The organism is Antrihabitans spumae, from assembly GCF_043944905.1.
In the GTDB taxonomy this organism is placed as follows: Bacteria; Actinomycetota; Actinomycetes; order Mycobacteriales; family Mycobacteriaceae; genus Antrihabitans; species Antrihabitans spumae.
In genome coordinates, this window is the sequence record NZ_JBIMSN010000041.1 from 14017 (window position 1) to 34833 (window position 20817).

Here is a 20817-nt window from a genome sequence, read left to right on the forward strand (position 1 = left end):
CGAGATCACTGAACCCGTGGACGATCGAGCAGATCGACCAACTTCCGCGGCGCGAGCACGCAATAGCTCTCGGTGAGCAGTTCGGCGACCTCGCCCCAATCGGAGTTCTCGTCGAGAATCATGCCGACGATGTTGGGAAACCAGACCGGACGGAAGAACGGATGCCCCGCCCGGCCGAGCACGTCGAGTTCGATTCCTTGGGAACGGAAGGTGACCAGGTTGATCGGTCCGTCGTTGCCTGCCGCCTTGGCATAGGCCTGCGGCCAGCCGCCGTCGACAGCAAGCACGTGCGCGAAAGTGTGGCTGCGGACCTTCCACCGAGTCCCGACCCAGGCTCGCTCTTCGATCACATCGGGTAGCGCCGTACACGCCGCGCGGATCTTCGCGACGATCTCGTGCGGAGCTTCGCCCGCAGGAGCGTCGCCGCCAGGCCCCGAACCAGCAACTTTCCCGTCCGTCGACCGATTTTTCACCGACACTCCCCGGAAGCGGTTGTTGTTTCGAGCAACGCTACTCGAGCCCACCGACACGTTCGAATGTGCTGGTCAGATGTTCGCGAGCAGACTTTCGTCCAGACGATCCAGGAGGTCTGCCACGTCGTCGTACACGGCGGCTGCCCCTGCGTCGCGCAATTCTGCCTCCGAGACGCCACCGGAGCGAACTCCGACGAATCGAACGCCCGCATCGACACACGCCTCCGCATCCCAGATCGTGTCGCCGATGAAGACCGCGTCGTCTGCCGCGACGCCAGCCTTCTCCAACGCGACCGCAACGATGTCGGGCCGTGGTTTTGCGGTGCCGACGTCTTCGCTCGACGTCACTGCCGAAACGTGCTCGTCGACATCGAGAACCTCACGCAGCATCGCCAGCTCGTCCTCCGGCGCCGACGTTGCCAACACCACTACCGCTTCTCCGGCGCCAACCCGGCGAACGAGGTCACGTGCACCGGCAAACGCAGCCAACTGTCCGGAACTTTCGCGGTAGTACTTCGTATGCAGTTCCTGCGCGCGCTCCTTGAGGTCGTCACTCTCACCTTCGAGCAACGAATCGATCAGCAACGACCCGTCCATACCGATCGAGCGATGAACGCGCCACGACGCAACGCCGACGCCTATCTCGACGAAGGCGCGCGACCAGGCGGCGATGTGTACGTAGTTGGAGTCGACGAGCGTGCCGTCGATGTCGAACAGCACTGCGCGCGGTGGTGTCGAGGTTGGCATAACTTCCGGATACCCGCCGTCACGACCGGGCAATCACCGCAGCCGCGAAACGATGCACAAGCGCACAGTAGCGTTGAGGCATGCGGACCCTGCTCAGCGTCTTCCGATCCGCGTTGGTCGACCCAGTCGAACGCGATCATCACCAGCCCGATCGCGACTTCCGTCGACGACGCATCGTTGTCGCCATCACCCTCGTCCTCGGTGCGACGTTGCTTGCAGTCTCGCTGTCGACCGAACCCGGTGAGTTCGCGTTCTATCCGTTGACTATCGGACTCGCCGCCGTGTGGATCATCGGTGGCTTCGTGTCAGGGCCACTGCACGCCGGCCGGATCGACGCGTTCGGAACCCTACGCCGGCCGATCGTCACCCCTATCGTCATCGGACTCGCCCTCGGCGGAGTTTTCGTCGTCGGCGGTCTGGTCGTGCGCGAGATCCCGGTGCTGCGCGACATCGTCTCGAGCGTGCTCGCGCACGCGGAACTCGGCTCGTTGCCATTGATTGTGTTCATCACGCTTCTCAACGGCGTTGCCGAGGAAATCTTCTTCAGGGGCGCTCTGTTCGCTGCGGCAGGGAAGGCACATCCGGTAGCCGTGACCACTGTCGTCTACACAGTCGCCACGCTCGCCACGGGAAACCCGATGCTCGCGTTCGCTGCCGTACTGCTCGGTCTTGTCGTCGGTTTGCAGCGACGCGCGTCGGGCGGAATCCTCGCGCCGATCCTTACCCATGTTGCCTGGTCGGCCGTCATGGTTCTGGTACTTCCACCGCTGTTTCGCTGAGCAAAAGCACGAGCGAGCTACCCTCGGACATGGCCGACTACCCGAGCTTGCTTGTACCGGTCGATCACATCGAGCCGGTGCCATGCCGAATCAGAGCGGTCCTGGCCGACCGCGTCGTCGTCGACACCACCGCCGCGAAGTACGTGTGGGAATGGCCGTCGTATCCGCAGTACTACCTACCGCTGCGCGACGTCGACCCTGACGTGCTGATCGACGAGAAGCAGACCCAGCGTCTACGACGCGGCACCGCGCGCCTGCACGGACTGGCTGTAGGCGACGTGACGCGCCCAGCATCCGCCCGAGTATTCACGGAGCAATCCCTGGCGGGCCTCGCAGGGATGGTCCGTTTCGATTGGGCCGCGATGGACTCCTGGTTCGAAGAGAACGAAGAGGTTTTCGTCCATCCTCGCTGCCCCTACACCCGCGTCGATGCGCTCCGCTCGTCGCGATGCGTCCGAATCGAGCTCGGCGGTGTCGTCCTGGCCGAATCATCCTCTCCCGTACTGGTATTCGAGACCGGGCTACCCACTCGCTACTACTTCGATCGAACCGACGTCAACTTCGACCGGTTGCTACCGAACGGTTCGGAAACCGGCTGCCCGTACAAGGGCATCACTTCTGGATACTGGTCCGCGCACATCGGCGGAAAGGTGCACCACAACGTGGCCTGGACGTACAACTTTCCGACTCGGCAAATGCTTCCCATCGCCGGCCTCGTTGCCTTCTACAACGAACACGTCTACACCTTCGTGGATGGAGTCGAAATCTCCCGGCCGGTCACTCACTTCTCGTAGCCGCAGGCCGCCTGGTGCGGCCCTGCTGTCGTGCCTCAAATTAACAAGCACTCATGCTTGCTTTTTTCTCCGTCGGCTGTGAAGCTAGCTACGACCGACGATGGCAAGGAGTTTGCAACGTGGCAGATCTAGACGCGGTCCTGGCGGATCTGGCGGCCGAGGGCGCCGATCTCGACGAACTGGTAAGTGGTGCGGACGCCGGGACCTGGGCCAAGGAAACGCCCGCGGTCGGGTGGACGATCGCACACCAGATTGCCCATCTCGCCTGGACCGACGAGGTCTCGATCATCTCCGTGACCGATCCGGAGGGCTTCAAGGCAGTCGTCAAGAATGCCTGGGAAAAGCCGACGACCTTCGTGGACGACGGAGCCGAGGAGCTTGCCGCCGTGCCCGTCGACGAGCTGCTCGAGCGCTGGCGAGCAAGCCGAAAAGACCTGATCACGGCGTTGGCAGGCGTTACCCCCGGCCGCAAGCTGGACTGGTTCGGTCCGCCGATGAGCGCGGCGTCGATGGCGACCGCCCGCATCATGGAGACCTGGGCACACGGCCAGGATGTCGCCGATACCGTCGGCGTGACGCGCTCCCCCACCGCGAGGTTGCGGCACGTCGCGCACATCGGGATCAGAGCTCGCAACTTCGCGTACAGCTTGCACAACGAGACACCTCCGTCCGACGAGTTCAGAGTCGAGCTTCTTGCGCCAGACGGCACGACCTGGACCTGGGGGCCGGAAGACGCCGCACAGCGCGTCACCGGACCCGCACTCGACTTCTGCCTGCTCGTCACTCAGCGCCGCCACCTCGACGACCTCGCCGTCGAGGCAGTCGGACCCGACGCAACACATTGGCTGAGCATCGCTCAGTCGTTCGCCGGTGCACCGGGAACCGGACGCGCCGCAGGACAATTCGCACAGGAGACCGCCCAAGCATGAGCCCACTGGCCACCGACCCCGACCTGATCAGGATCGGCAACTGTTCCGGCTTCTACGGCGACCGCATCAGCGCGATGCGCGACATGCTCGAAGGCGGCGAACTCGACGTCCTGACCGGTGACTATCTCGCCGAACTGACGATGTTGATCCTCGGCCGCGACCGGATGAAGGACGCCGGCCTCGGCTACGCGAAAACCTTCGTTCGCCAATTCGAAGATTGTCTCGGTCTTGCTCTCGACCGAGGTGTGCAGATCGTCGTCAACGCGGGCGGTCTCAACCCGGCAGGTCTTGCCGTTCGCTTGCGGGAAGTATCGGACAAGCTGGGACTTCCGGCAACGATCGCGCATGTCGAAGGCGACGACCTCACCGGACGAGCAGCCGAACTCGGGCTCGGCTCGCCGCTCACTGCGAATGCGTACCTCGGTGCGTGGGGAATCGTCGAATGCCTCGATGCGGGCGCCGACATCGTTGTCACCGGTCGCGTCACCGATGCGTCCGTCGTCGTAGGTCCGGCAGCTGCGCACTTCGGTTGGGGCCGTTCCGATTACGACCAACTCGCGGGAGCGGTCGTCGCGGGTCACATCATCGAATGCGGTACGCAGGCGACGGGCGGCAACTATTCGTTCTTCCAAGAAATCGCCGACCTCACCCGGCCCGGCTTCCCGATCGCCGAAATCCGACGCGACGGCAGCAGCATCATCACCAAACACGACAACACCGGCGGCGCAGTCACGGTCGACACCGTCGAAGCGCAGTTGATGTACGAGATCCAAAGCGCCCGTTACGCGGGACCCGACGCTACGGCGCGCATCGACTCGATCCAGCTGAGCCAGGACGGACCGGACCGAGTACTCGTCAGCGGCGTGCGCGGCGAGGCTCCCCCACCGCAGCTCAAAGTCTCGCTGAACACTCTCGGCGGTTTCCGCAACGAGATGGAATTCATCCTAACCGGACTCGACATCGAGGCCAAAGCCGAACTGGCACAGAAGCAATTGGAATCGTGGTTGACCGTTCGACCGGCCGAACTCGACTGGACGCTTGCTCGGCTGGATCGTCCGGACGCCGATACCGAGGAACGGGCAAGCGCGCTGCTGCGGTGTGTTGTCCGTGATCCCGATCCGAACAAGGTCGGCAGATCGTTCTCCAGCGTCGCCGTCGAACTCGCACTCGCGAGCTACCCGGGCTGCAGCTTCACCGCCCTACCCGGAAACGGTTCGCCCTACGGCATTTTCACACCAGGCTACGTCGACGCCGCAGAGGTTCCGCACGTCGCAGTGCAGGCCGACGGAACAAGGGTCGACATCGCGTCCGCGACAGAAACTCTTGCCCTCGCCGACGTCCCCGAACCCGAGTTGCCGCAACCGCTGCCCATCGGCGCAACCAAGAATGTGCCGCTCGGCACGATCGCGCTTGCTCGCAGTGGTGACAAGGGCGGCAACGCGAACATCGGCGTCTGGGTCCGGACCGACGAGCAATGGCGCTGGTTGGTGCACACGCTGACGACCGACGAGGTGCAGCGACTGTTGCCCGAAACGGCATCGCTGCGGGTGAGTCGGCATGTTCTGCCCAACCTTCGTGCCGTCAACTTCGTCGTCGAAGGTCTGCTCGGCAAAGGCGTTGCCTACCAAGCTCGTTTCGATCCCCAAGCAAAGGGACTCGCAGAATGGCTGCGGTCTCGCAATATCGACATCCCCGAGGAGTTACTGGCGTGAGTCTGTGGACAAACACGGTCTGGGAAAGCCCAGAGCGACAAGAACTTCGCTCGACTGTCCGACGCTTCGTCGAGCGTGACATCCTTCCCGATCTCGACGCCTGGGAACGCGACGGCGAGCTGCCACGCGAACTGCACAAGAAGGCAGGCGCACTCGGTCTTCTCGGCATCCAGTTCCCGGAGTCGGTCGGCGGCGCCGGTGGCGACGCCATCGATGCAACCATCGTGTGCGAGGAAATGCACCAGGCCGGCGCCTCGGGCGGTCTGTTCGCATCGCTGTTCACCTGCGGAATCGCCGTGCCGCACATCATCGCATCGGGAAACACCGACCACATCGAACGCTGGGTCAAGCCGACTCTTGCCGGTGAGAAGATCGGATCGCTCGCGATCACCGAGCCTGGCGGCGGCTCCGATGTCGGACATCTGACGACGACGGCCAAGCTCGACGGCGATCACTACATCGTCAACGGCTCCAAGACCTACATCACCTCCGCGACCCGTGCCGACTACGTCGTCACCGCGGTCCGTACCGGCGGACCCGGTGCGGGCGGTGTGTCGTTGCTCGTTGTCGAAGCAGGTACGCCCGGCTTCACTGTGGCACGCAAACTCGACAAGATGGGGTGGCGCTGCTCCGACACCGCCGAACTGTCCTATGTCGATGTTCGGGTGCCTGCAAGCAACCTGGTCGGCCCCGAGAACAGCGGATTCGCCCAGATCGCAATGGCTTTCGTCAGCGAACGGGTCGGGCTTGCCGCGCAGGCCTACGCAAGCGCGCAGCGCTGCCTCGACCTCACCCTGGCATGGGTTCGCGACCGCGAAACCTTCGGTCGGCCACTGATCAGCAGGCAGGCCGTCCAGAACACGGTGACCGAAATGGCACGCCGAATCGACATCGCTCGTGTCTACACGCGCACGATCGCAGAACGTGCCGCGTCCGGCGAAACCGACCTCATCGCCGAGGTGTGCTTCGCGAAGAACACCGCCGTCGAATCGGGCGAGTGGGTTGCGAATCAGGGAGTCCAGCTGTTCGGTGGTCTCGGCTACATGCGCGACTCAGAGATCGAACGCCAGTTCCGCGACATGCGAATCATCGGAATCGGTGGCGGCACAACGGAGATTCTCACCGGACTCGCAGCCAAGCGATTGGGTTACCAGTCATGACGACACTGCGGTCCACCCTCGATGCGAGTTCGCCCGAATACTCGGAAGCGGCCGAGGCCATGGTGACGAAGCTCGCCGAGGTCGAAGGGGAATTCGCCAAGGCGATCGACGGTGGCGGACCGGAGAAGCTGGCGCGGCATCGCAAGCGGGGCAAGCTCACCGCTCGCGAACGTATCGACTTGCTCGTCGACGAGGATTCGCCGTTCCTTGAATTGTGCCCACTTGCGGCATGGGGCAGCGACTTTCACGTCGGCGCCAGCGTCGTCGCCGGAATCGGCATCGTCGAGGGCGTCGAATGCATGATCGTCGCGCCGGACCCGACCGTCCGCGGCGGCACCTCCAACCCGTGGACTTTGCGTAAAACGCTGCGGGTCAACGACATCGTTCGGGCCAATCGGCTGCCGGTGATCTCGCTGGTCGAGTCGGGTGGCGCGGATCTGCCGACGCAGAAGGAGGTGTTCGTTCCCGGCGGACAGATGTTCCGTGACCTGACCCAGCTGTCGGCAGCCGGAATCCCCACGATCGCACTCGTTTTCGGCAACTCCACAGCGGGTGGCGCCTACATCCCCGGCATGTCCGATCACATCGTGATGATCAAGGAACGGTCCAAGGTCTTCCTCGGCGGACCGCCGCTGGTCAAGATGGCGACCGGTGAGGAATCCGACGACGAATCGCTCGGCGGCGCCGAAATGCACGCTCGCGTATCGGGTCTCGCCGACTACTTCGCCGTCGACGAGGCCGATGCAATCAGGATCGGTCGCTCCATCGTGAAGCGACTCAACTGGCGCAAGCAGGGACCCGCGCCGCGCGCGGAAGTCATCGAACCGCTCTACGACAGCGAAGAATTGGTCGGCATCGTGCCGTCGGACCTGAAGGTTCCCTTCGATCCACGCGAGGTCATCGCCCGCGTGGTCGACGGTTCCGATTTCGACGAGTTCAAGCCGCTCTACGGTGGCAGCCTCGTCACCGGCTGGGCCGAACTGCACGGATATCCGATCGGCATCCTCGCGAACGCACGCGGTGTGTTGTTCTCGGAAGAAGCACAGAAGGCAACGCAGTTCATCCAGCTGGCCAATCGCTCCAACACACCACTGTTGTTCCTGCACAACACAACCGGCTACATGGTCGGCAAGGAATACGAGCAGGGCGGCATCATCAAACACGGCGCCATGATGATCAACGCGGTGTCGAACTCGACGGTCCCGCATCTCTCCGTACTGCTCGGCGCGTCCTACGGCGCCGGCCACTACGGAATGTGTGGTCGCGCCTTCGATCCGCGCTTCGTATTCGCCTGGCCGAGTGCCAAGTCCGCCGTCATGGGTGGCGCGCAACTTGCGGGCGTCATCTCCATCGTCAGCCGCGCGGCCGCCGAAGCACGCGGCAAGCCGTTCGACGAGCAGGCAGATGCAGGCATCCGCGCCATGGTCGAGAACCAGATCGAGGCCGAATCCCTACCGATGTTCATGTCCGGACGGATCTACGACGACGGCGTGATCGACCCCCGCGACACCCGCACCGTATTGGGAATGTGCCTCTCCGCCATTCACAATGCCCCGATCAAAGGCGCCGAGGGCTTCGGCGTCTTCCGAATGTGAGGGCAGCTGTCATGACCGATCGAACTGCGATCACATCCGTCCTCGTCGCCAATCGCGGCGAAATCGCCCGACGTGTCTTCGCGACCTGTCGGCGAATGGGACTCGGCACGGTCGCCGTGTTCTCCGACGCCGACGCCGACTCGCCCCACGTTGCCGAGGCCGACGCGGCAATTCGTCTGCCTGGCAACACACCCGGTGAGACCTACCTGCGTGCCGATGCCATCATCGCCGCAGCGCGCGCGGCCGGCGCCGACGCGATCCATCCCGGCTACGGCTTCCTCTCCGAAAACGCCGACTTCGCCAAAGCCGTTCTCGACGCGGGTCTCGCCTGGATCGGTCCGCCGGTCAAGTCGATCGAATCGATGGGCTCCAAGGTCGAGTCGAAGAAAATGATGGACGCCGCGGGCGTTCCCGTCCTCGCCGAACTCGATCCGTCCGAGGTCACCGACAAGCACCTACCCGTGCTGATCAAGGCATCGGCAGGCGGTGGTGGACGTGGTATGCGCGTCGTCCGCGACCTCGCCGATCTGCAGGACGAACTCGAAGCCGCACGCCGAGAGGCGGGTTCGGCGTTCGGCGATCCGACCGTCTTCTGCGAGCGTTATCTCGAGACCGGGCGGCACATCGAAGTTCAGGTCATGGCAGACACCCATGGCACCGTCTGGGCTGTCGGCGAGCGCGAGTGCTCGATCCAGCGACGCCACCAGAAGGTCGTCGAAGAGGCACCTTCGCCACTTGTCGAGCGCACCCCGTACATGCGTCAGCGCTTGTTCGAAGCGTCTCGGCTCGCTGCCGAGGCGATCGGCTACGAAGGTGCTGGCACGGTCGAGTTTCTCGCCGACGAGGAGGGCGAGTTCTTCTTCCTCGAGATGAACACACGACTGCAGGTCGAGCATCCGGTCACCGAGGCAACGACCGGTCTCGACCTCGTCCGATTGCAACTACAGGTCGCCGCAGGTCGCGCACTACCTCCCGAGCAACCACCCCTTCGTGGCCATTCCATCGAGGTTCGCCTCTATGCGGAGGATCCAGCGCACGACTGGCAGCCACAGAGCGGGACGGTCCACAAGATCGATATCCCATCTACCGCGGTCGAATTCGGCGCCCTGACCGAGGCGGCCATCCGGCTCGACTCAGGCGTCGTCGACGGATCGGTAGTCGGCGTGCACTACGACCCGATGTTGGCGAAGGTCATCTCCTACGCCGAGACACGGGACGAGGCAGCCCATCTGTTGGCATCGGCCTTGGCGCGTGCCCGGATCCACGGCCTCGTCACCAACCGCGATCTCCTCGTTCGCGTGCTACGACACCCGGCGTTCCTGGCAGGCGATACCGACACCGCGTTCTTCGCCACACATGGTCTCGCAGAGTTGGCACGCCCGCTCACGACACCCGACGACGAGCAATTGTCGGCTGTAGCCGCGGCTCTCGCGGATGCGGCGGCCAACCGAGCAGCCGCCCGCGTCGTCGGTCGGTTGCCTGGCGGCTGGCGAAATCTGCCGTCGCAGGCTCAGGTCAAGTCCTACGAAAGCCGCACGGGCGGAGCCATCGACGTTCGATATCGAACGACGCGCAAGACCATCGAAGTCGAGGGTCACGACGGTCTCTCGGTCGTCGAGGCAACCCCGAATCGGGTTGTACTCGACCTGCCGGGTGAACACGGCCCAGTTCGCCGCGTCTTCGACATCGCCAGGTACGGCGATCTCGTGTGCGTCGATTCGGCGCTCGGCCCGGTCGCACTGACTCGAACGCCACGATTCGTCGACCCTGCGTCGCAGGTTGCAGCCGGATCACTGCTTGCGCCCATGCCAGGCAACGTGATTCGCCTCGGCGCGAAAGCCGGCGACACCGTCGAAGCAGGTCAGCCGATTCTCTGGCTGGAGGCGATGAAGATGGAACACAAGATCGTCGCGCCGACAGCGGGCATCGTCACAGAGCTCAATGTGACAGTCGGACAACAGGTCGAGGTCGGCGCCGTGCTGGCCGTAGTCGACGACTCACCGCCGGTCACAGACAAAGACACCGCAGGACCGGAAAACACCGAGGAGACAAAATGAGCTTCATCGAAACCGAAGAGCAGAAGGAACTGCGAGCAGCTGTAGCCAAGCTCGGTGAGAAGTACAGCTACCGCGACTACGTTCTACCCAAGGCGCGACGTGGCGAACCACTCAGCGAGCTGTGGGACGAAGCGGGCAAACTCGGCTTCCTAGGCGTGAACCTGCCGGAAGAGTACGGCGGCGGCGGTGCAGGCATCTACGAGTTGGCACTGGTCCAGGAAGAGATGGCAGCCAACGGCGCGGGTCTGCTGCTCGTCGTGGTGTCTCCCGCAATCTGCGGCACGATCATCGGGAAGTACGGCACGGACGAACAGAAGTCGAAGTGGCTCCCCCGCCTCGCCGACGGAACGACGAAGATGGCCTTCGGTATCACCGAACCCGATGCAGGCTCCAACTCGCACCAGATCACGACGACGGCACGTCGCGACGGCGAAGACTGGATCCTCAACGGCCGCAAGGTGTACATCTCCGGCGTCGATCAGGCCGAAGCCGTCCTCATCGTTGCGCGTACCGAGGACTCGAAGACGGGCAAGCTGAAGCCTGCGCTGTTCATCGTTCCGACCGATGCCGAGAACTTCATCGCACAGCAGATGGAGATGGACATCATCGAGCCCGACCATCAGTTCACGCTGTTCCTCGACGACGTCCGCCTGCCCGCCGACTCACTTGTCGGCAAGGAGGACGCGGCGCTGATGCAGTTGTTCGCCGGCCTCAACCCGGAACGCATTCTCGGTGCCGCAATGGCCATCGGCATGGGACGGTACGCACTCGCTCGCGCCGTGGAGTATGCCAACGAGCGCACCGTGTGGAAGACGACAATCGGTGCACACCAGGGTATTTCGCATCCACTCGCACAGATCAAGATCGAGCTCGAGCTCGCCAAAGTGATGATGCAGAAGGCCGCGACGTTGTACGACAGCGGCGACGACTTCGGTGCGGCCGAGGCGGCGAACATGGCCAAGTATGCCGCCGCCGAAGCCAGCATCAGGGCTCTCGACCAGGCAATTCAGACTCACGGTGGCGCAGGCCTCACCAAGGAGTACGGCCTGGCGTCGATGCTCGCCGCCGCGCGAATCGGGCGTCTCGCCCCGGTGAGCCGGGAGATGGTGCTGAACTTCGTCGCGCAGCATTCGCTCGGGCTGCAAAGGTCGTACTGATGACAGCGACCGAAACGGCACCCTATGTCCGCTACGACGTAGCGGCCGGCATCGCAACGATCACTCTCGATTCGCCGCACAATCGCAATGCGATATCGAGCCGTCTCGTCAAGGAACTGCTCGCCGGTCTCGCGGCGGCTCGCGACGACGCGGACGTGCGTGCTGTCGAGCTCACCCACACCGGCAATACCTTCTGTGCCGGTGCGGATCTGAGCGAAGCCAGTACCGCGGCAAGTGATCCAGCGACGGCAGCAAGTGAGCGGACGCGGTCGATGATCGGCCTGCTTCGAGCGATCGTCGAACTGCCGAAGCCTGTGGTCGGTCGGATCGACGGGCACGTCCGTGCAGGCGGTATGGGGCTCGTCGGCGCCTGCGACATCGTCGTCGCGGGTCCGGCAAGCACGTTCGCCCTCACCGAGGCACGTCTCGGCCTCGCCGCATCGATCATCTCCCTGACGGTGCTCCCCCGATTGTCGTCGCGAGCGTCGAGCCGCTACTTCCTCACCGGTGAGAAGTTCGGACCCGAAGAGGCCGAAAGGCTCGGGCTCATCACAACTGCAGCCGACAACGCAGAGTTCACGGTCGCCACGATTCTCGGCGAACTACGCAAGAGTTCGCCGCAGGGACTCGCCGAATCGAAAGCGCTGACGACCGCGGCCGTCCTCGCGGACTTCGACTCGTCGGCGGATAGGCTGGCGGCCCAATCGGCGAGACTGTTCGGTACAGCGGAAGCGATGGAAGGCATGACAGCCTTCCTGCAGCGACGGCCACCGAGCTGGGCCCAGTAGCAGCGACGGAGGTGGATGGCGTGACGACCGTACGAGAACCCAAACAAGATCGCAGTCGCGCCACCCGCCAACGACTGCTCGAATCGACCATCGTGTGCCTTGCCGAAATGGGCTGGGGTGCAACAACAGTCGCGGTCGTTGCCGAGCACTCGGGCGTTTCTCGCGGGGCTGCCCAGCACCACTTCCCCACGAGGGAAGATCTCATCACCGCCGCGCTCGAGCACATGTTCGACTCTCGTATGCAACAGGCGGTAGCGGCGTCGGCGTCGGCTCCTGCGGTCCAGAAGACCGAAGCCGTGCTGACCGGGCTCATGGAGTACTTCACAGGACCGCTGTTCAAAGCCGCAGTCCAGGTGTGGACCGCAGCGGCCGCCGACCCGCTACTCAAGGAACGAATCGTCCCGCTCGAAGCCAAGTTCGGCCGGGTCGCGCATCGCACGACCATTCAGGCGCTCGGTGTCGACGACTCCGACCGAGCAACGCACCACCTCGTCCAAGCCACCCTCGACCTCGCCCGCGGCCTTGGCCTGGCCGACCTCCTGACCGACGACTCGGCGCGACGCGGGCGCATCGTCACCCAGTGGGCGGCAACGCTCGACGCGGCACTCGATGCGACGCGCTCGGCCAGCGCTCAGCGATAGCCCGTCACATCTGCAGGCCTACCCGGATCCTGCACTTCGACCAGGTAGCGCCACGCGTCCGGTCGACTGCCGTCGATATCGGTGAATCCATACACCTTTGCAAGTTCGCCGCTCGACACGGAACTGCCGTTCCAGCGCGCCTTCTCGGGATCTGCGGCAAGCGCAGCGACAGCGCGTCCGACATAGGCCGGACTCTCCGAGATCGCGAAATGTGGCGTGAACTTCGTCGCATCGAGCCAATTCTCTTCGGTGACTTGGTAGGCATCCAACATCGCTTCGGAACGTAACCAGCCCGGAGTCAGCGACAACGCAGTTGCGCCAGCGTCTTTCAGCTCGTGTGCGAGCGCAAATGCCATCCGATTGACCGACGCCTTGGCCAGATCATAGAAGAACGACACCCGATAATTCGACGCGTTGTACTCGTCGGTGCCGTCCGTGACCTCCACGACCAGACCGCCCGGTGTCTGCAACAGCAGCGGTATCGCAAAATGGCTCGTGATGGCATGAGTTTCGACGTTGAGCCGCCAGGTTCGGAGTCCGATGTCGAGATCCGATTCCCAGACGGACTTGTCCCATTCCATCGTCGTCGCGCCGAAGATGTCGTTCACGAGGATGTGGAGTGCACCCTGTTCCCGTTCGATCTGCGTTACAAGTTCGCGGACTTGATCTGGTATCAGATGGTCGACCTGGACCGCGATCCCGTGTCCTCCTGCGGCATCGACCAATTCGGCTGTCTCTTCGATCGTTTCGTCGCGATCCATTTCCGATCGCTGCGACCGCGTCGAACGCCCCGTCACGTACACGGTCGCTCCCGCCGCCCCGAGTTCGACCGCGATGCCACGCCCTGCTCCGCGTGTCGCCCCTGCAACCAGCGCGACCTTTCCTGCCAGTGGTGCATTCATGGTCGCGGACGCTAACAGTGCCCACCGACACCACACCGACACGTTACGAGAACGACTGGCACGATGCGATGGTGAACATAGCTCTCGGTCTCGTTCTACTGGTCGGCGCGAGCGTGTCTCTCGCGGCCGCGGCACGGCGCTTCGGTGTGTCGGAACCGCTCGTCCTGACCGTGGCAGGCGTCATTGCGTCGTTCCTGTGGTTCATCCCGGACATCGACGTCGAACCGGAATGGATCCTGCTCGGGCTACTGCCGCCGCTGCTCTACACGGCAGCGATCAAGACCTCGCTCGTGGACTTCAAAGCGAATCGTCGCGCTATCGCTTTGCTTTCCGTAGGGCTTGTCCTGTTCAGCACTTTCGTGGTCGCCATCGTCGTTTGGCTGATCCTCCCGATCCCTTTTGCCGTCGCGGTCGCACTCGGTGCCGTAGTCGCCCCGCCCGACGCCGTTGCGGCAACAGCGGTCGCACGGCGTATCGGAATGCCACGTCGGATCGTCACGATCCTCGAGGGCGAGTCGCTGTTCAACGACGCGACCGCCCTCGTCACACTGCGAACCGCCATCGGCGCGATCGGCGGATCGGTCAGCATCTTCCAAGCAGGAGGCGACTTCGTCATCGCCGCGGGTGGTGGCGCCGCGATCGGCATCGTCATCGCGATCGCACTCTCCATGTTGCGGCGCCGCATCACCGATCCCGTTCTCGATACCTCGTTGTCGTTCATCGCTCCGTTTGCGGCGTACCTGCCCGCCGAGAAAGTGCACGCATCCGGCGTGATCGCGGTCGTCACCTGCGGTTTGATACTCGGTCACGGCGCGCCCGTCTGGCAGAGCGCAGCGTCGAGGATCGCGGAGCGGACCAACTGGCAGACGATTCAGTTCATTCTCGAGAGCACGGTCTTTCTCATCATCGGTCTGCAGGTCCGTGTGATCGTGGACGACGCCTGGCACAGCGGCGTCGATCACGGCCGCATCGTGGCGGCCTGTATCGGTGTACTTCTTGCCGTGGTCCTGGCACGGCCGTTGTGGATCTTCCCCGCGACCTATCTGCCAAGACTGTTGGTACCGAGCATTCGGGCCGCCGAAACCGCACCCGCATGGCAGGCGATCGTCGTGACATCGTGGGCGGGAATGCGTGGCGTCGTAACACTGGCTGCGGTGCTCCTGCTGCCCGACACGACACCCGAGTTGGACGTTCTCAAGCTCATCGCCCTTGTCGTCGTCGGCGGCACCCTACTGGTGCAGGGCACGTCGTTGCCGTGGCTGGTCGGCCTACTGAAGCTGCGCGGACCATCACGTGCCGAAGACGCGTTGCAGCAGGCAGGTCTGTTGCAACTTGCCGCCGACGCCGGCCTCGCCGCGTTGGATGCTAATACGACCCCCGACACCTCGCCGCAGATCATCGACAGCCTGCGGGGTCGACTCGCCCAGCGCACCAACGCGTCGTGGGAGCGACTCGGACCGACCGAGTCGGACAAGATGACGCCGAGCGAGGAGTACCGCAGGCTACGCCTGAAGATGTTGCAGGCCGAGCGCGAAGCCGTGCTCGGCGTGCGCGACGCCGGGACATTGGACCACGAGGTGCTGCAGGTTGTGATGGGTGTTCTCGACTTGGAGGAGTCGATGATCGATCGTCTCGACGAAGCCGAAGACGACCTGCAGCAGGAACGCCTCACGGCAGCCGTCAAAGGTGGCTGCGAACACCTGGAAGAGGCTCCGGCTGTGTGCGTGCCCGACCGTCCCGGCATCTGTCAGGAATGCATCGACGAGGGACATACCTGGGTCCATCTGCGAATGTGCCTGTCCTGCGGACATATCGCATGCTGCGAATCCTCGGTCGGCAACCATGCAACCGGCCACTTCCGCACGACCGGCCATCCGGTGATGCGCAGTGTCGAGCCCGGCGAAGCGTGGCGGTGGTGCTACATCGACAACATCCTGGGGTAGGTCAGCTGCGGTCGGTGAGTGTGCCTGCCACGATCGTCGCATCCAACTTCTCGGATCGAACGACGCGAGCAGCGAATCCGCAGCTGAAGAACACAGCTGCCAATTCCGGCGCCTGACGCTCGCTCGTTTCGATGAGGAGACGACCGCCCGGAACGAGCCAGCGTGGCGCTTCGTGAACGACTCGCCGACCGATGTCGAGGCCGTCGGACCCACCGTCGAGGGCGACCAGCGGTTCGTGCATCCGAGCCTCCGGCGGCATGGTGTCGATCGCACCGGTCGGCACATAGGGCGCATTGGCCAGCAGCACATCGACACGGCAGCGCAGTGTCGACGGCAGCGGCGCGAACAGGTCGCCCTCGTAGACGTGTGCGTCCTCGATGTTCAGGCGCGCGCACGACACAGCGGTAGCGTCGATGTCGGTGGCGTAGAGGTCGATACCGGCCGACTCGGCGCGCAATGCTGCGCCGACCGCTCCCGATCCGCAGCAGAGATCCACGACGACGGAGTGCTGCCGGGTAACCGCGACGGCTTCGGTCACGAGTAGTTCGGTTCGTCGACGTGGGACGAATACACCCCGTGTCACCCTGATCCTGCGACCGCAGAACTCCGCCCAACCGAGAATGTGTTCGAGGGGTTCGCCGGATACTCGTCGCTCGGTCGTCGCCGCGAGTGCGGCTGAATCGCTCGCTGCGGCGCGTAGCAAGCGGGCTTCGTCCTCGGCGAACACGCAGCCTGCGGCACGTAGCGCGGCAACGGTGTCGTCCAACGAACTGTGCAGTGCGGGAACAAGATCTGACATGAACACCTTTCGGAATATGCCGTTGGGTGCTCGCCGGTCAGCTATCGGCGATTAGCGTCGAGGTCGGCGAGCACCACGGGTGAACTTGCGTTTATGGGTCTCACCTCCTTGTTCTCTCGGGACTGGGCCACGATACATCCGAAGCCCCCGGCGGCGAGAGGTTGCTGGGACCTCACGTTTCGGTCAAACGCGCCGACCCGAACGGACGATGCGGTACGTTAACCAAAATCTCGGCGACTTTTTGAGGGCAACCAATGCAAAAGGCTGATCGTGGTCACACACGATGGCGGCAGAGCCTTATGCTCTTCATCCCCGCCCTACTCGGCGTTGGAGCGCTGACGGTTATGACAATTCAGGGTGTGCTGCCATTGAATCTGGCGTTGTCCGGTCAAGATTTCAAATTGGCATCCAATGGTGCAGCCGTTGCGACACAGGGCCTTTCGGCGTATCCGTCCACGATCGAGATGAAGGACGGGTCACATGCACCCATTTTGATGGCTGCCATCCCCGAAGCCGAGTTGGCCGACGGAATCTGCATATCGTTGGTACTGACATTTCCGCTGATCGGGACAAACACGTTGCAAATCAACACCGATGGCGAAGCAACGGTGAAGGATTTACAGGCTGCTGCCGAATTGATGGCAATCAAAGGTGTTGCGCTCAATGCCGCGACGTCGGACGGCAACGCACCGGCTAAAGACGGGAGCAACGTCAAGGATCCGGTCGCCATCAACAAGGACGCGTCCGAACTCGACGGAATTTCGGGCGGCACGCCTGGTTCCATCGGAATCGACGCACCCGGCGTCGTCCGAATGGCGCAACTACAGGCGACTGCGAAGGGTGCAACGATCTCCGGCACAGCAAAGCTCAACGGCATCGGCATTCCCAAGATCGGTCGCGGTCGCGGCACCGAGCACGGCGAATGCTACTAGCGGCGCGATGATGAAACTTATCGAGCGTTTCAGGCAATTCCGGTGGTCGAGGCCTTTCTGGGGCGGCCTCTTCATCATTTTCGCCGGAGCTGTGATCGGTTGGTTCCCGCTCGGACCGGTCACCGAGATCATCCATCTCGGAATCGGCGGAATCGGGGGTTATGTCTGCGCCGTGCTGCTGATCGCGATGGGGTTGACCATCTGGTTCAAGCAGAGCCATCGCCGGGCTGCGGCACTCATCGCTGTGATCGTCTCGCTCATCTCGTTTCCGGTATCGAATCTCGGCGGGTTCATCGTCGGCATGATGGCAGGCATCATCGGCGGTTGTCTGGCCTTCGGATGGGCGCCGGGAGATGCAGCGGGAACTGGTGCATCCGCATCGGGTGACGGCTCCGAATCAGGCGCGAACGCCGAACCGACAGTGGAGAAGGTCCGATGACATCGAGAACCGAACCCGACCACGAACCTCACGGCAAGCCACTCGAAGATCGACTGCTCGAACCGCAGACGTCGGAAGGATCCAACAGCATGAAATCGACGATTCACAATCTCGCAAGAGATATCGGCGAATCGGCGTCGAAGCTGGCGCTGCGAGCACGCGGGCGGGCAACCGACACCGTTTCATCCTGGAACAGCCAGATCATTGCCGAAGCGGAAGGTGACGCGACCAAGGGAACTCGCTGGGGTCGCGGCGCGCTTGTCATGGTTCCGTCGCTCGCCATCGTCGCGGGCCTCGGCAGTGCAATCAGTCAAGGAGCGCTCGCGGCGAACTTCAACGTCGCGAACCAGCCGGTCACCCTTGCGATCGGCAGTGTGGACGCGCAGGGACTCGGCATCGTCATGGCGCAGGCGAACGTCAAGAACCCGGACGGCTCGACCGAGCCGACGGCGATCCTGCACGCAGTGCTCGGGTCCGGCAGCATCGACGATGTGTGCCTGATCGCACGGCAGTCGATGCTCGGCGTCACCTACTCGGTCGTCATCAGCGCGCCGAAGAACGAGCAGAAGGCGTCCGGCGCCAACGTGCAGTTCGATGTCACAGGCTTGCAGGCGAAGGGTGTCAAGCTCACCAACGCCCTCATCGGCAAGTCCGCCGACGACATCTCGGTCAACGGTCAGTCCCTCGGCGGTCAGCCGGGCGGGTTCGGCCTCGACGCGAGCGAAGGTACTGCCGTTCTGAACGACGTCACGGGTACCGCCTACGGCGCGAGCATCCTCGGGTCGCTGGAAGCCCCTGTCTTCGAAGCGTCGATCAAACCCGGTGAGGTGACAACTTGCTGAGCGTCGACGAGCACGCGGCCGCGGATTCGGGCGCGCGCGAAGAAGCAGCGCGTGAAGAATCCGCCAAGCCGGGACGAGTAGCTGCGCTGGTGGCATCCGCACGACCACACGTGCACAGTGCACGGCTGTGGTTCCGCGGCTTCCGCCGCAGTCGCCCGTTCTGGGGTGGGCTGTGGATGCTGATCGGCGGTTGGTTGATCCTGCGGCTGTCGATGGTGGAATTTCACATCATGTTCTCGGCAGGCCTGACCGGTTTCGGCGGTTGGCTTGCCGGTGGCGGACTGATCGTGTGCGGCGTCGCGGCATGGATTTCACCGAGCCAGCGATTCTTCGCGGGACTCATCGGGCTGCTACTTGCCATAGTGTCCTTCGTCATCTCGAACCTCGGTGGCCTGTTCATCGGAATGGTGTTCGGAATCATCGGCAGCGCGATGACGCTGAGCTGGGGACCGACGAAGCCACGGCGGTCGAAGACTGCGCCGAAGACCGTGGCGAAGACCGAAGACGATGCAGCCCCCGCTGTCATCGACGAGGCGAAAGCTGTTGTCGATCTGACGAAGTCGACGGCCACAACGGACGCCACCGGGGTGTCCGAACCCAAGCCGACCGAGCAGACCGGATGATGGGCGCCAAGTCATCGGCGCAAACCCGCGTACGACGCTTGGTGACGTTGATCGGTATTTCGCTCCTGCTCGCGATGTCGGCATACGGTCCGGGAAACGTCGCGTCTGCCCTTGGCTTCCGCAACGCTCCCCCGCCGCCCCCCGAGTCGGTCGGGTATCTACCGTCTGCCGTGCCCGCTCGAATCCAAGCACCTACCGCCCGAGTAGTCGGACTGCAGAAGGCGGTAGTCAACCAAGTCTTGCGGCTGGCGGACGGCACGAATTCGGTGCCGACGACCTACTTGCGCGTCAGTCGAATCGAGTTGGACGACGTCGAAATCAGCCACGACCGCGACGATCACAAGTTCGTGATCACGAACCCGAACGGGAGCGACCTGAGTAAAGCCGCAATTGCGGGCAACGATCAAGGCTCGATCGTCGATCTGTGGCTCGACGTCAAGTCGCTCGAGCTATGCGTGACGCCGGAGACGTTGTACTCGGTGGTAATCGGCTACGCGGGCGTGTTCGGAGGTCGCCTCGACTCGTTGCTCGCAGCAATCGCGGACGTATTCGCTCAGTTCAAAGACCGACCGCTCGGAAAGTTCGGTCCGTGCCTGCCGCTGACGTCGCTGATACCCGTGTTGGGGGTGTTGATCGATTACGGCGTCCCGCTTCCGAATACGATCCCGGCCGCAAATCTCGATATCTATGCGATAGGGCTCAATGTCACGACGGATCCTGGCAAACCAGCCGTGACCGCGCCTGTCGCAGGAGTGCGGGTGGAGACGAAATGACTCCGAACTCAGACGATGCACCCCACGCGGTCGCCTATCGAACTCGCTGGGGGCGCGCAAGCATCGCCATGATCGCAGGATTCGCCACAGTCACCGCAATGGCTGTCAGCGCTCTTAACGGCGCGCTCGGTTCGTCGTTCGTTGCGACGTCGGCACGTGGTGAGTTGGCTGTCGATGGTTTGAAAACAGATCAGGTTGCGGCCATCGTCCGCAACGTTCCGACCAAGGACTTCAACGGTCAACCCAGTAGCGAGTGGGTGGCGACGTTCCTTATCGGCCATGGCTACGCGAACGGGGTTTGCCTAACCGAGAAGGCCTCCATGTTCGGGCAAACCGTGACGCTGCTGCTGTTTGCAGGAGACCAGGATCCTTCGACATCCGAGATCGAGGTCAATGGCCTCACGCTCGATGTCTTCGATGCGAATGCTTTCCTGCAGGCCCAAGGAAATACCGCCGTGAACAAGAGCCCCACCGAAATTGCAATACCTGGTGTGCCGCTGCTGGCTGGCGCATCACCATACGAGTTCGGGCTCGAAGCGCAGAGCGTCGTACTGCAGAACGCGACGGCAACTGTGCTCGATGGCGGGTTGCTCGAGCTACCTGCCGACATCAGCCTCGACGCCAGAATGGTTATGGGCGACGTCGATTGCCCGGCACCGGGCTGACATGCGGCTCCGCCGCTCGTGAGTTAAAGGTGCCCTCCGGACGCGCTGCTGGGGTGAAAATGGGGTG

Annotated in this window: 21 protein-coding genes; 17 read left to right on the forward strand and 4 right to left on the reverse strand. The window is 63.4% G+C overall.

All coding sequences use genetic code 11. The annotated features are described in order from the left end of the window. Nucleotides 1-5 precede the first annotated feature (5 nt). On the reverse strand, nt 6-473 hold the full coding sequence (locus ACHIRB_RS09855) for an MmcQ/YjbR family DNA-binding protein (protein ID WP_395115608.1): 468 nt from the start codon (nt 471-473) through the stop codon (nt 6-8). A gap of 72 nt (nt 474-545) precedes the next feature. Further along, nucleotides 546-1220, reverse strand: a complete 675-nt coding sequence (locus tag ACHIRB_RS09860) for an HAD family hydrolase (RefSeq protein ID WP_395125948.1) — start codon at nt 1218-1220, stop codon at nt 546-548. Between the two features lie 80 nt (nt 1221-1300). Between ACHIRB_RS09860 and ACHIRB_RS09865 the strand changes: the two genes are divergently transcribed. The 10 genes from ACHIRB_RS09865 to ACHIRB_RS09910 all read left to right on the forward strand — a co-directional run bounded on the left by ACHIRB_RS09865 (nt 1301) and on the right by ACHIRB_RS09910 (nt 12832). Then, nucleotides 1301-1999 carry a CPBP family intramembrane glutamic endopeptidase gene (locus ACHIRB_RS09865; RefSeq protein ID WP_395115606.1) on the forward strand — a complete coding sequence of 233 codons (699 nt, stop codon included), beginning with the start codon at nt 1301-1303 and terminating at the stop codon, nt 1997-1999. 29 nt (nt 2000-2028) lie between these two features. Then, nucleotides 2029-2793: a DUF427 domain-containing protein gene (locus ACHIRB_RS09870; protein ID WP_395125947.1), complete on the forward strand. Its 765-nt coding sequence runs from the start codon at nt 2029-2031 to the stop codon at nt 2791-2793. A gap of 119 nt (nt 2794-2912) precedes the next feature. Then, nucleotides 2913-3722, forward strand: a complete 810-nt coding sequence (locus ACHIRB_RS09875) for a TIGR03084 family metal-binding protein (RefSeq protein ID WP_395115604.1) — start codon at nt 2913-2915, stop codon at nt 3720-3722. Beyond that, complete coding sequence (locus ACHIRB_RS09880; RefSeq protein ID WP_395115603.1) at nt 3719-5434, forward strand: acyclic terpene utilization AtuA family protein; 1716 nt, start codon at nt 3719-3721, stop codon at nt 5432-5434. The genes ACHIRB_RS09875 and ACHIRB_RS09880 overlap by 4 nt, the downstream gene beginning before the upstream one ends. Nucleotides 5435-5436: 2 nt before the next feature. After that, complete coding sequence (locus tag ACHIRB_RS09885) at nt 5437-6594, forward strand: acyl-CoA dehydrogenase family protein (protein ID WP_395115626.1); 1158 nt, start codon at nt 5437-5439, stop codon at nt 6592-6594. After that, a complete protein-coding gene (locus tag ACHIRB_RS09890; RefSeq protein ID WP_395115602.1) occupies nt 6591-8189 on the forward strand; it encodes an acyl-CoA carboxylase subunit beta in 1599 nt (532 codons plus the stop codon). The genes ACHIRB_RS09885 and ACHIRB_RS09890 overlap by 4 nt, the downstream gene beginning before the upstream one ends. An 11-nt stretch (nt 8190-8200) precedes the next feature. Then, the gene (locus ACHIRB_RS09895; RefSeq protein WP_395115601.1) at nt 8201-10246 is read left to right on the forward strand and encodes an ATP-binding protein; all 2046 of its coding nucleotides are present in this window, start codon (nt 8201-8203) and stop codon (nt 10244-10246) included. Next, nucleotides 10243-11403, forward strand: coding sequence for an acyl-CoA dehydrogenase family protein (locus ACHIRB_RS09900; RefSeq protein WP_395115600.1), 1161 nt, complete (start codon nt 10243-10245; stop codon nt 11401-11403). Before ACHIRB_RS09895 ends, ACHIRB_RS09900 begins: the two co-directional genes overlap by 4 nt. Further along, nucleotides 11403-12191, forward strand: coding sequence for an enoyl-CoA hydratase family protein (locus ACHIRB_RS09905; protein WP_395115599.1), 789 nt, complete (start codon nt 11403-11405; stop codon nt 12189-12191). The genes ACHIRB_RS09900 and ACHIRB_RS09905 overlap by 1 nt, the downstream gene beginning before the upstream one ends. A gap of 20 nt (nt 12192-12211) precedes the next feature. Then, nucleotides 12212-12832, forward strand: coding sequence for a TetR/AcrR family transcriptional regulator (locus ACHIRB_RS09910; RefSeq protein ID WP_395125946.1), 621 nt, complete (start codon nt 12212-12214; stop codon nt 12830-12832). Here ACHIRB_RS09910 and ACHIRB_RS09915 read toward each other — a convergent pair. Next, nucleotides 12823-13734: an SDR family oxidoreductase gene (locus tag ACHIRB_RS09915; protein WP_395115597.1), complete on the reverse strand. Its 912-nt coding sequence runs from the start codon at nt 13732-13734 to the stop codon at nt 12823-12825. The two genes, ACHIRB_RS09910 and ACHIRB_RS09915, sit on opposite strands and share 10 nt — an antisense overlap. A gap of 17 nt (nt 13735-13751) precedes the next feature. Here ACHIRB_RS09915 and ACHIRB_RS09920 point away from each other — a divergent pair, with 17 nt between their 5' ends. Further along, nucleotides 13752-15677, forward strand: coding sequence for a Na+/H+ antiporter (locus ACHIRB_RS09920; protein WP_395115596.1), 1926 nt, complete (start codon nt 13752-13754; stop codon nt 15675-15677). Nucleotide 15678: 1 nt separating this feature from the next. Here the strand turns inward: ACHIRB_RS09920 and ACHIRB_RS09925 are convergent, their stop codons facing one another. After that, entirely contained in the window at nt 15679-16476 is a 798-nt protein-coding gene (locus ACHIRB_RS09925; protein ID WP_395125945.1) for a putative protein N(5)-glutamine methyltransferase, read from the reverse strand. Between the two features lie 299 nt (nt 16477-16775). Between ACHIRB_RS09925 and ACHIRB_RS09930 the strand changes: the two genes are divergently transcribed. Genes ACHIRB_RS09930 through ACHIRB_RS09955 form a run of 6 tightly spaced genes read left to right on the forward strand, consistent with a single transcriptional unit; the run spans nt 16776 to nt 20750 of the window. Continuing rightward, entirely contained in the window at nt 16776-17408 is a 633-nt protein-coding gene (locus ACHIRB_RS09930; RefSeq protein ID WP_395115594.1) for a DUF6230 family protein, read from the forward strand. A 7-nt stretch (nt 17409-17415) separates the two neighbouring features. Continuing rightward, nucleotides 17416-17847, forward strand: a complete 432-nt coding sequence (locus tag ACHIRB_RS09935) for a DUF6114 domain-containing protein (protein WP_395115593.1) — start codon at nt 17416-17418, stop codon at nt 17845-17847. Then, the gene (locus tag ACHIRB_RS09940) at nt 17844-18689 is read left to right on the forward strand and encodes a DUF6230 family protein (protein WP_395115592.1); all 846 of its coding nucleotides are present in this window, start codon (nt 17844-17846) and stop codon (nt 18687-18689) included. The genes ACHIRB_RS09935 and ACHIRB_RS09940 overlap by 4 nt, the downstream gene beginning before the upstream one ends. Then, the gene (locus tag ACHIRB_RS09945) at nt 18683-19312 is read left to right on the forward strand and encodes a DUF6114 domain-containing protein (RefSeq protein WP_395115591.1); all 630 of its coding nucleotides are present in this window, start codon (nt 18683-18685) and stop codon (nt 19310-19312) included. Before ACHIRB_RS09940 ends, ACHIRB_RS09945 begins: the two co-directional genes overlap by 7 nt. Next, entirely contained in the window at nt 19309-20085 is a 777-nt protein-coding gene (locus ACHIRB_RS09950) for a hypothetical protein (protein WP_395127682.1), read from the forward strand. Before ACHIRB_RS09945 ends, ACHIRB_RS09950 begins: the two co-directional genes overlap by 4 nt. Continuing rightward, nucleotides 20082-20750 carry a hypothetical protein gene (locus tag ACHIRB_RS09955; protein WP_395125943.1) on the forward strand — a complete coding sequence of 223 codons (669 nt, stop codon included), beginning with the start codon at nt 20082-20084 and terminating at the stop codon, nt 20748-20750. The genes ACHIRB_RS09950 and ACHIRB_RS09955 overlap by 4 nt, the downstream gene beginning before the upstream one ends. The last annotated feature ends 67 nt before the right edge of the window (nt 20751-20817 follow it).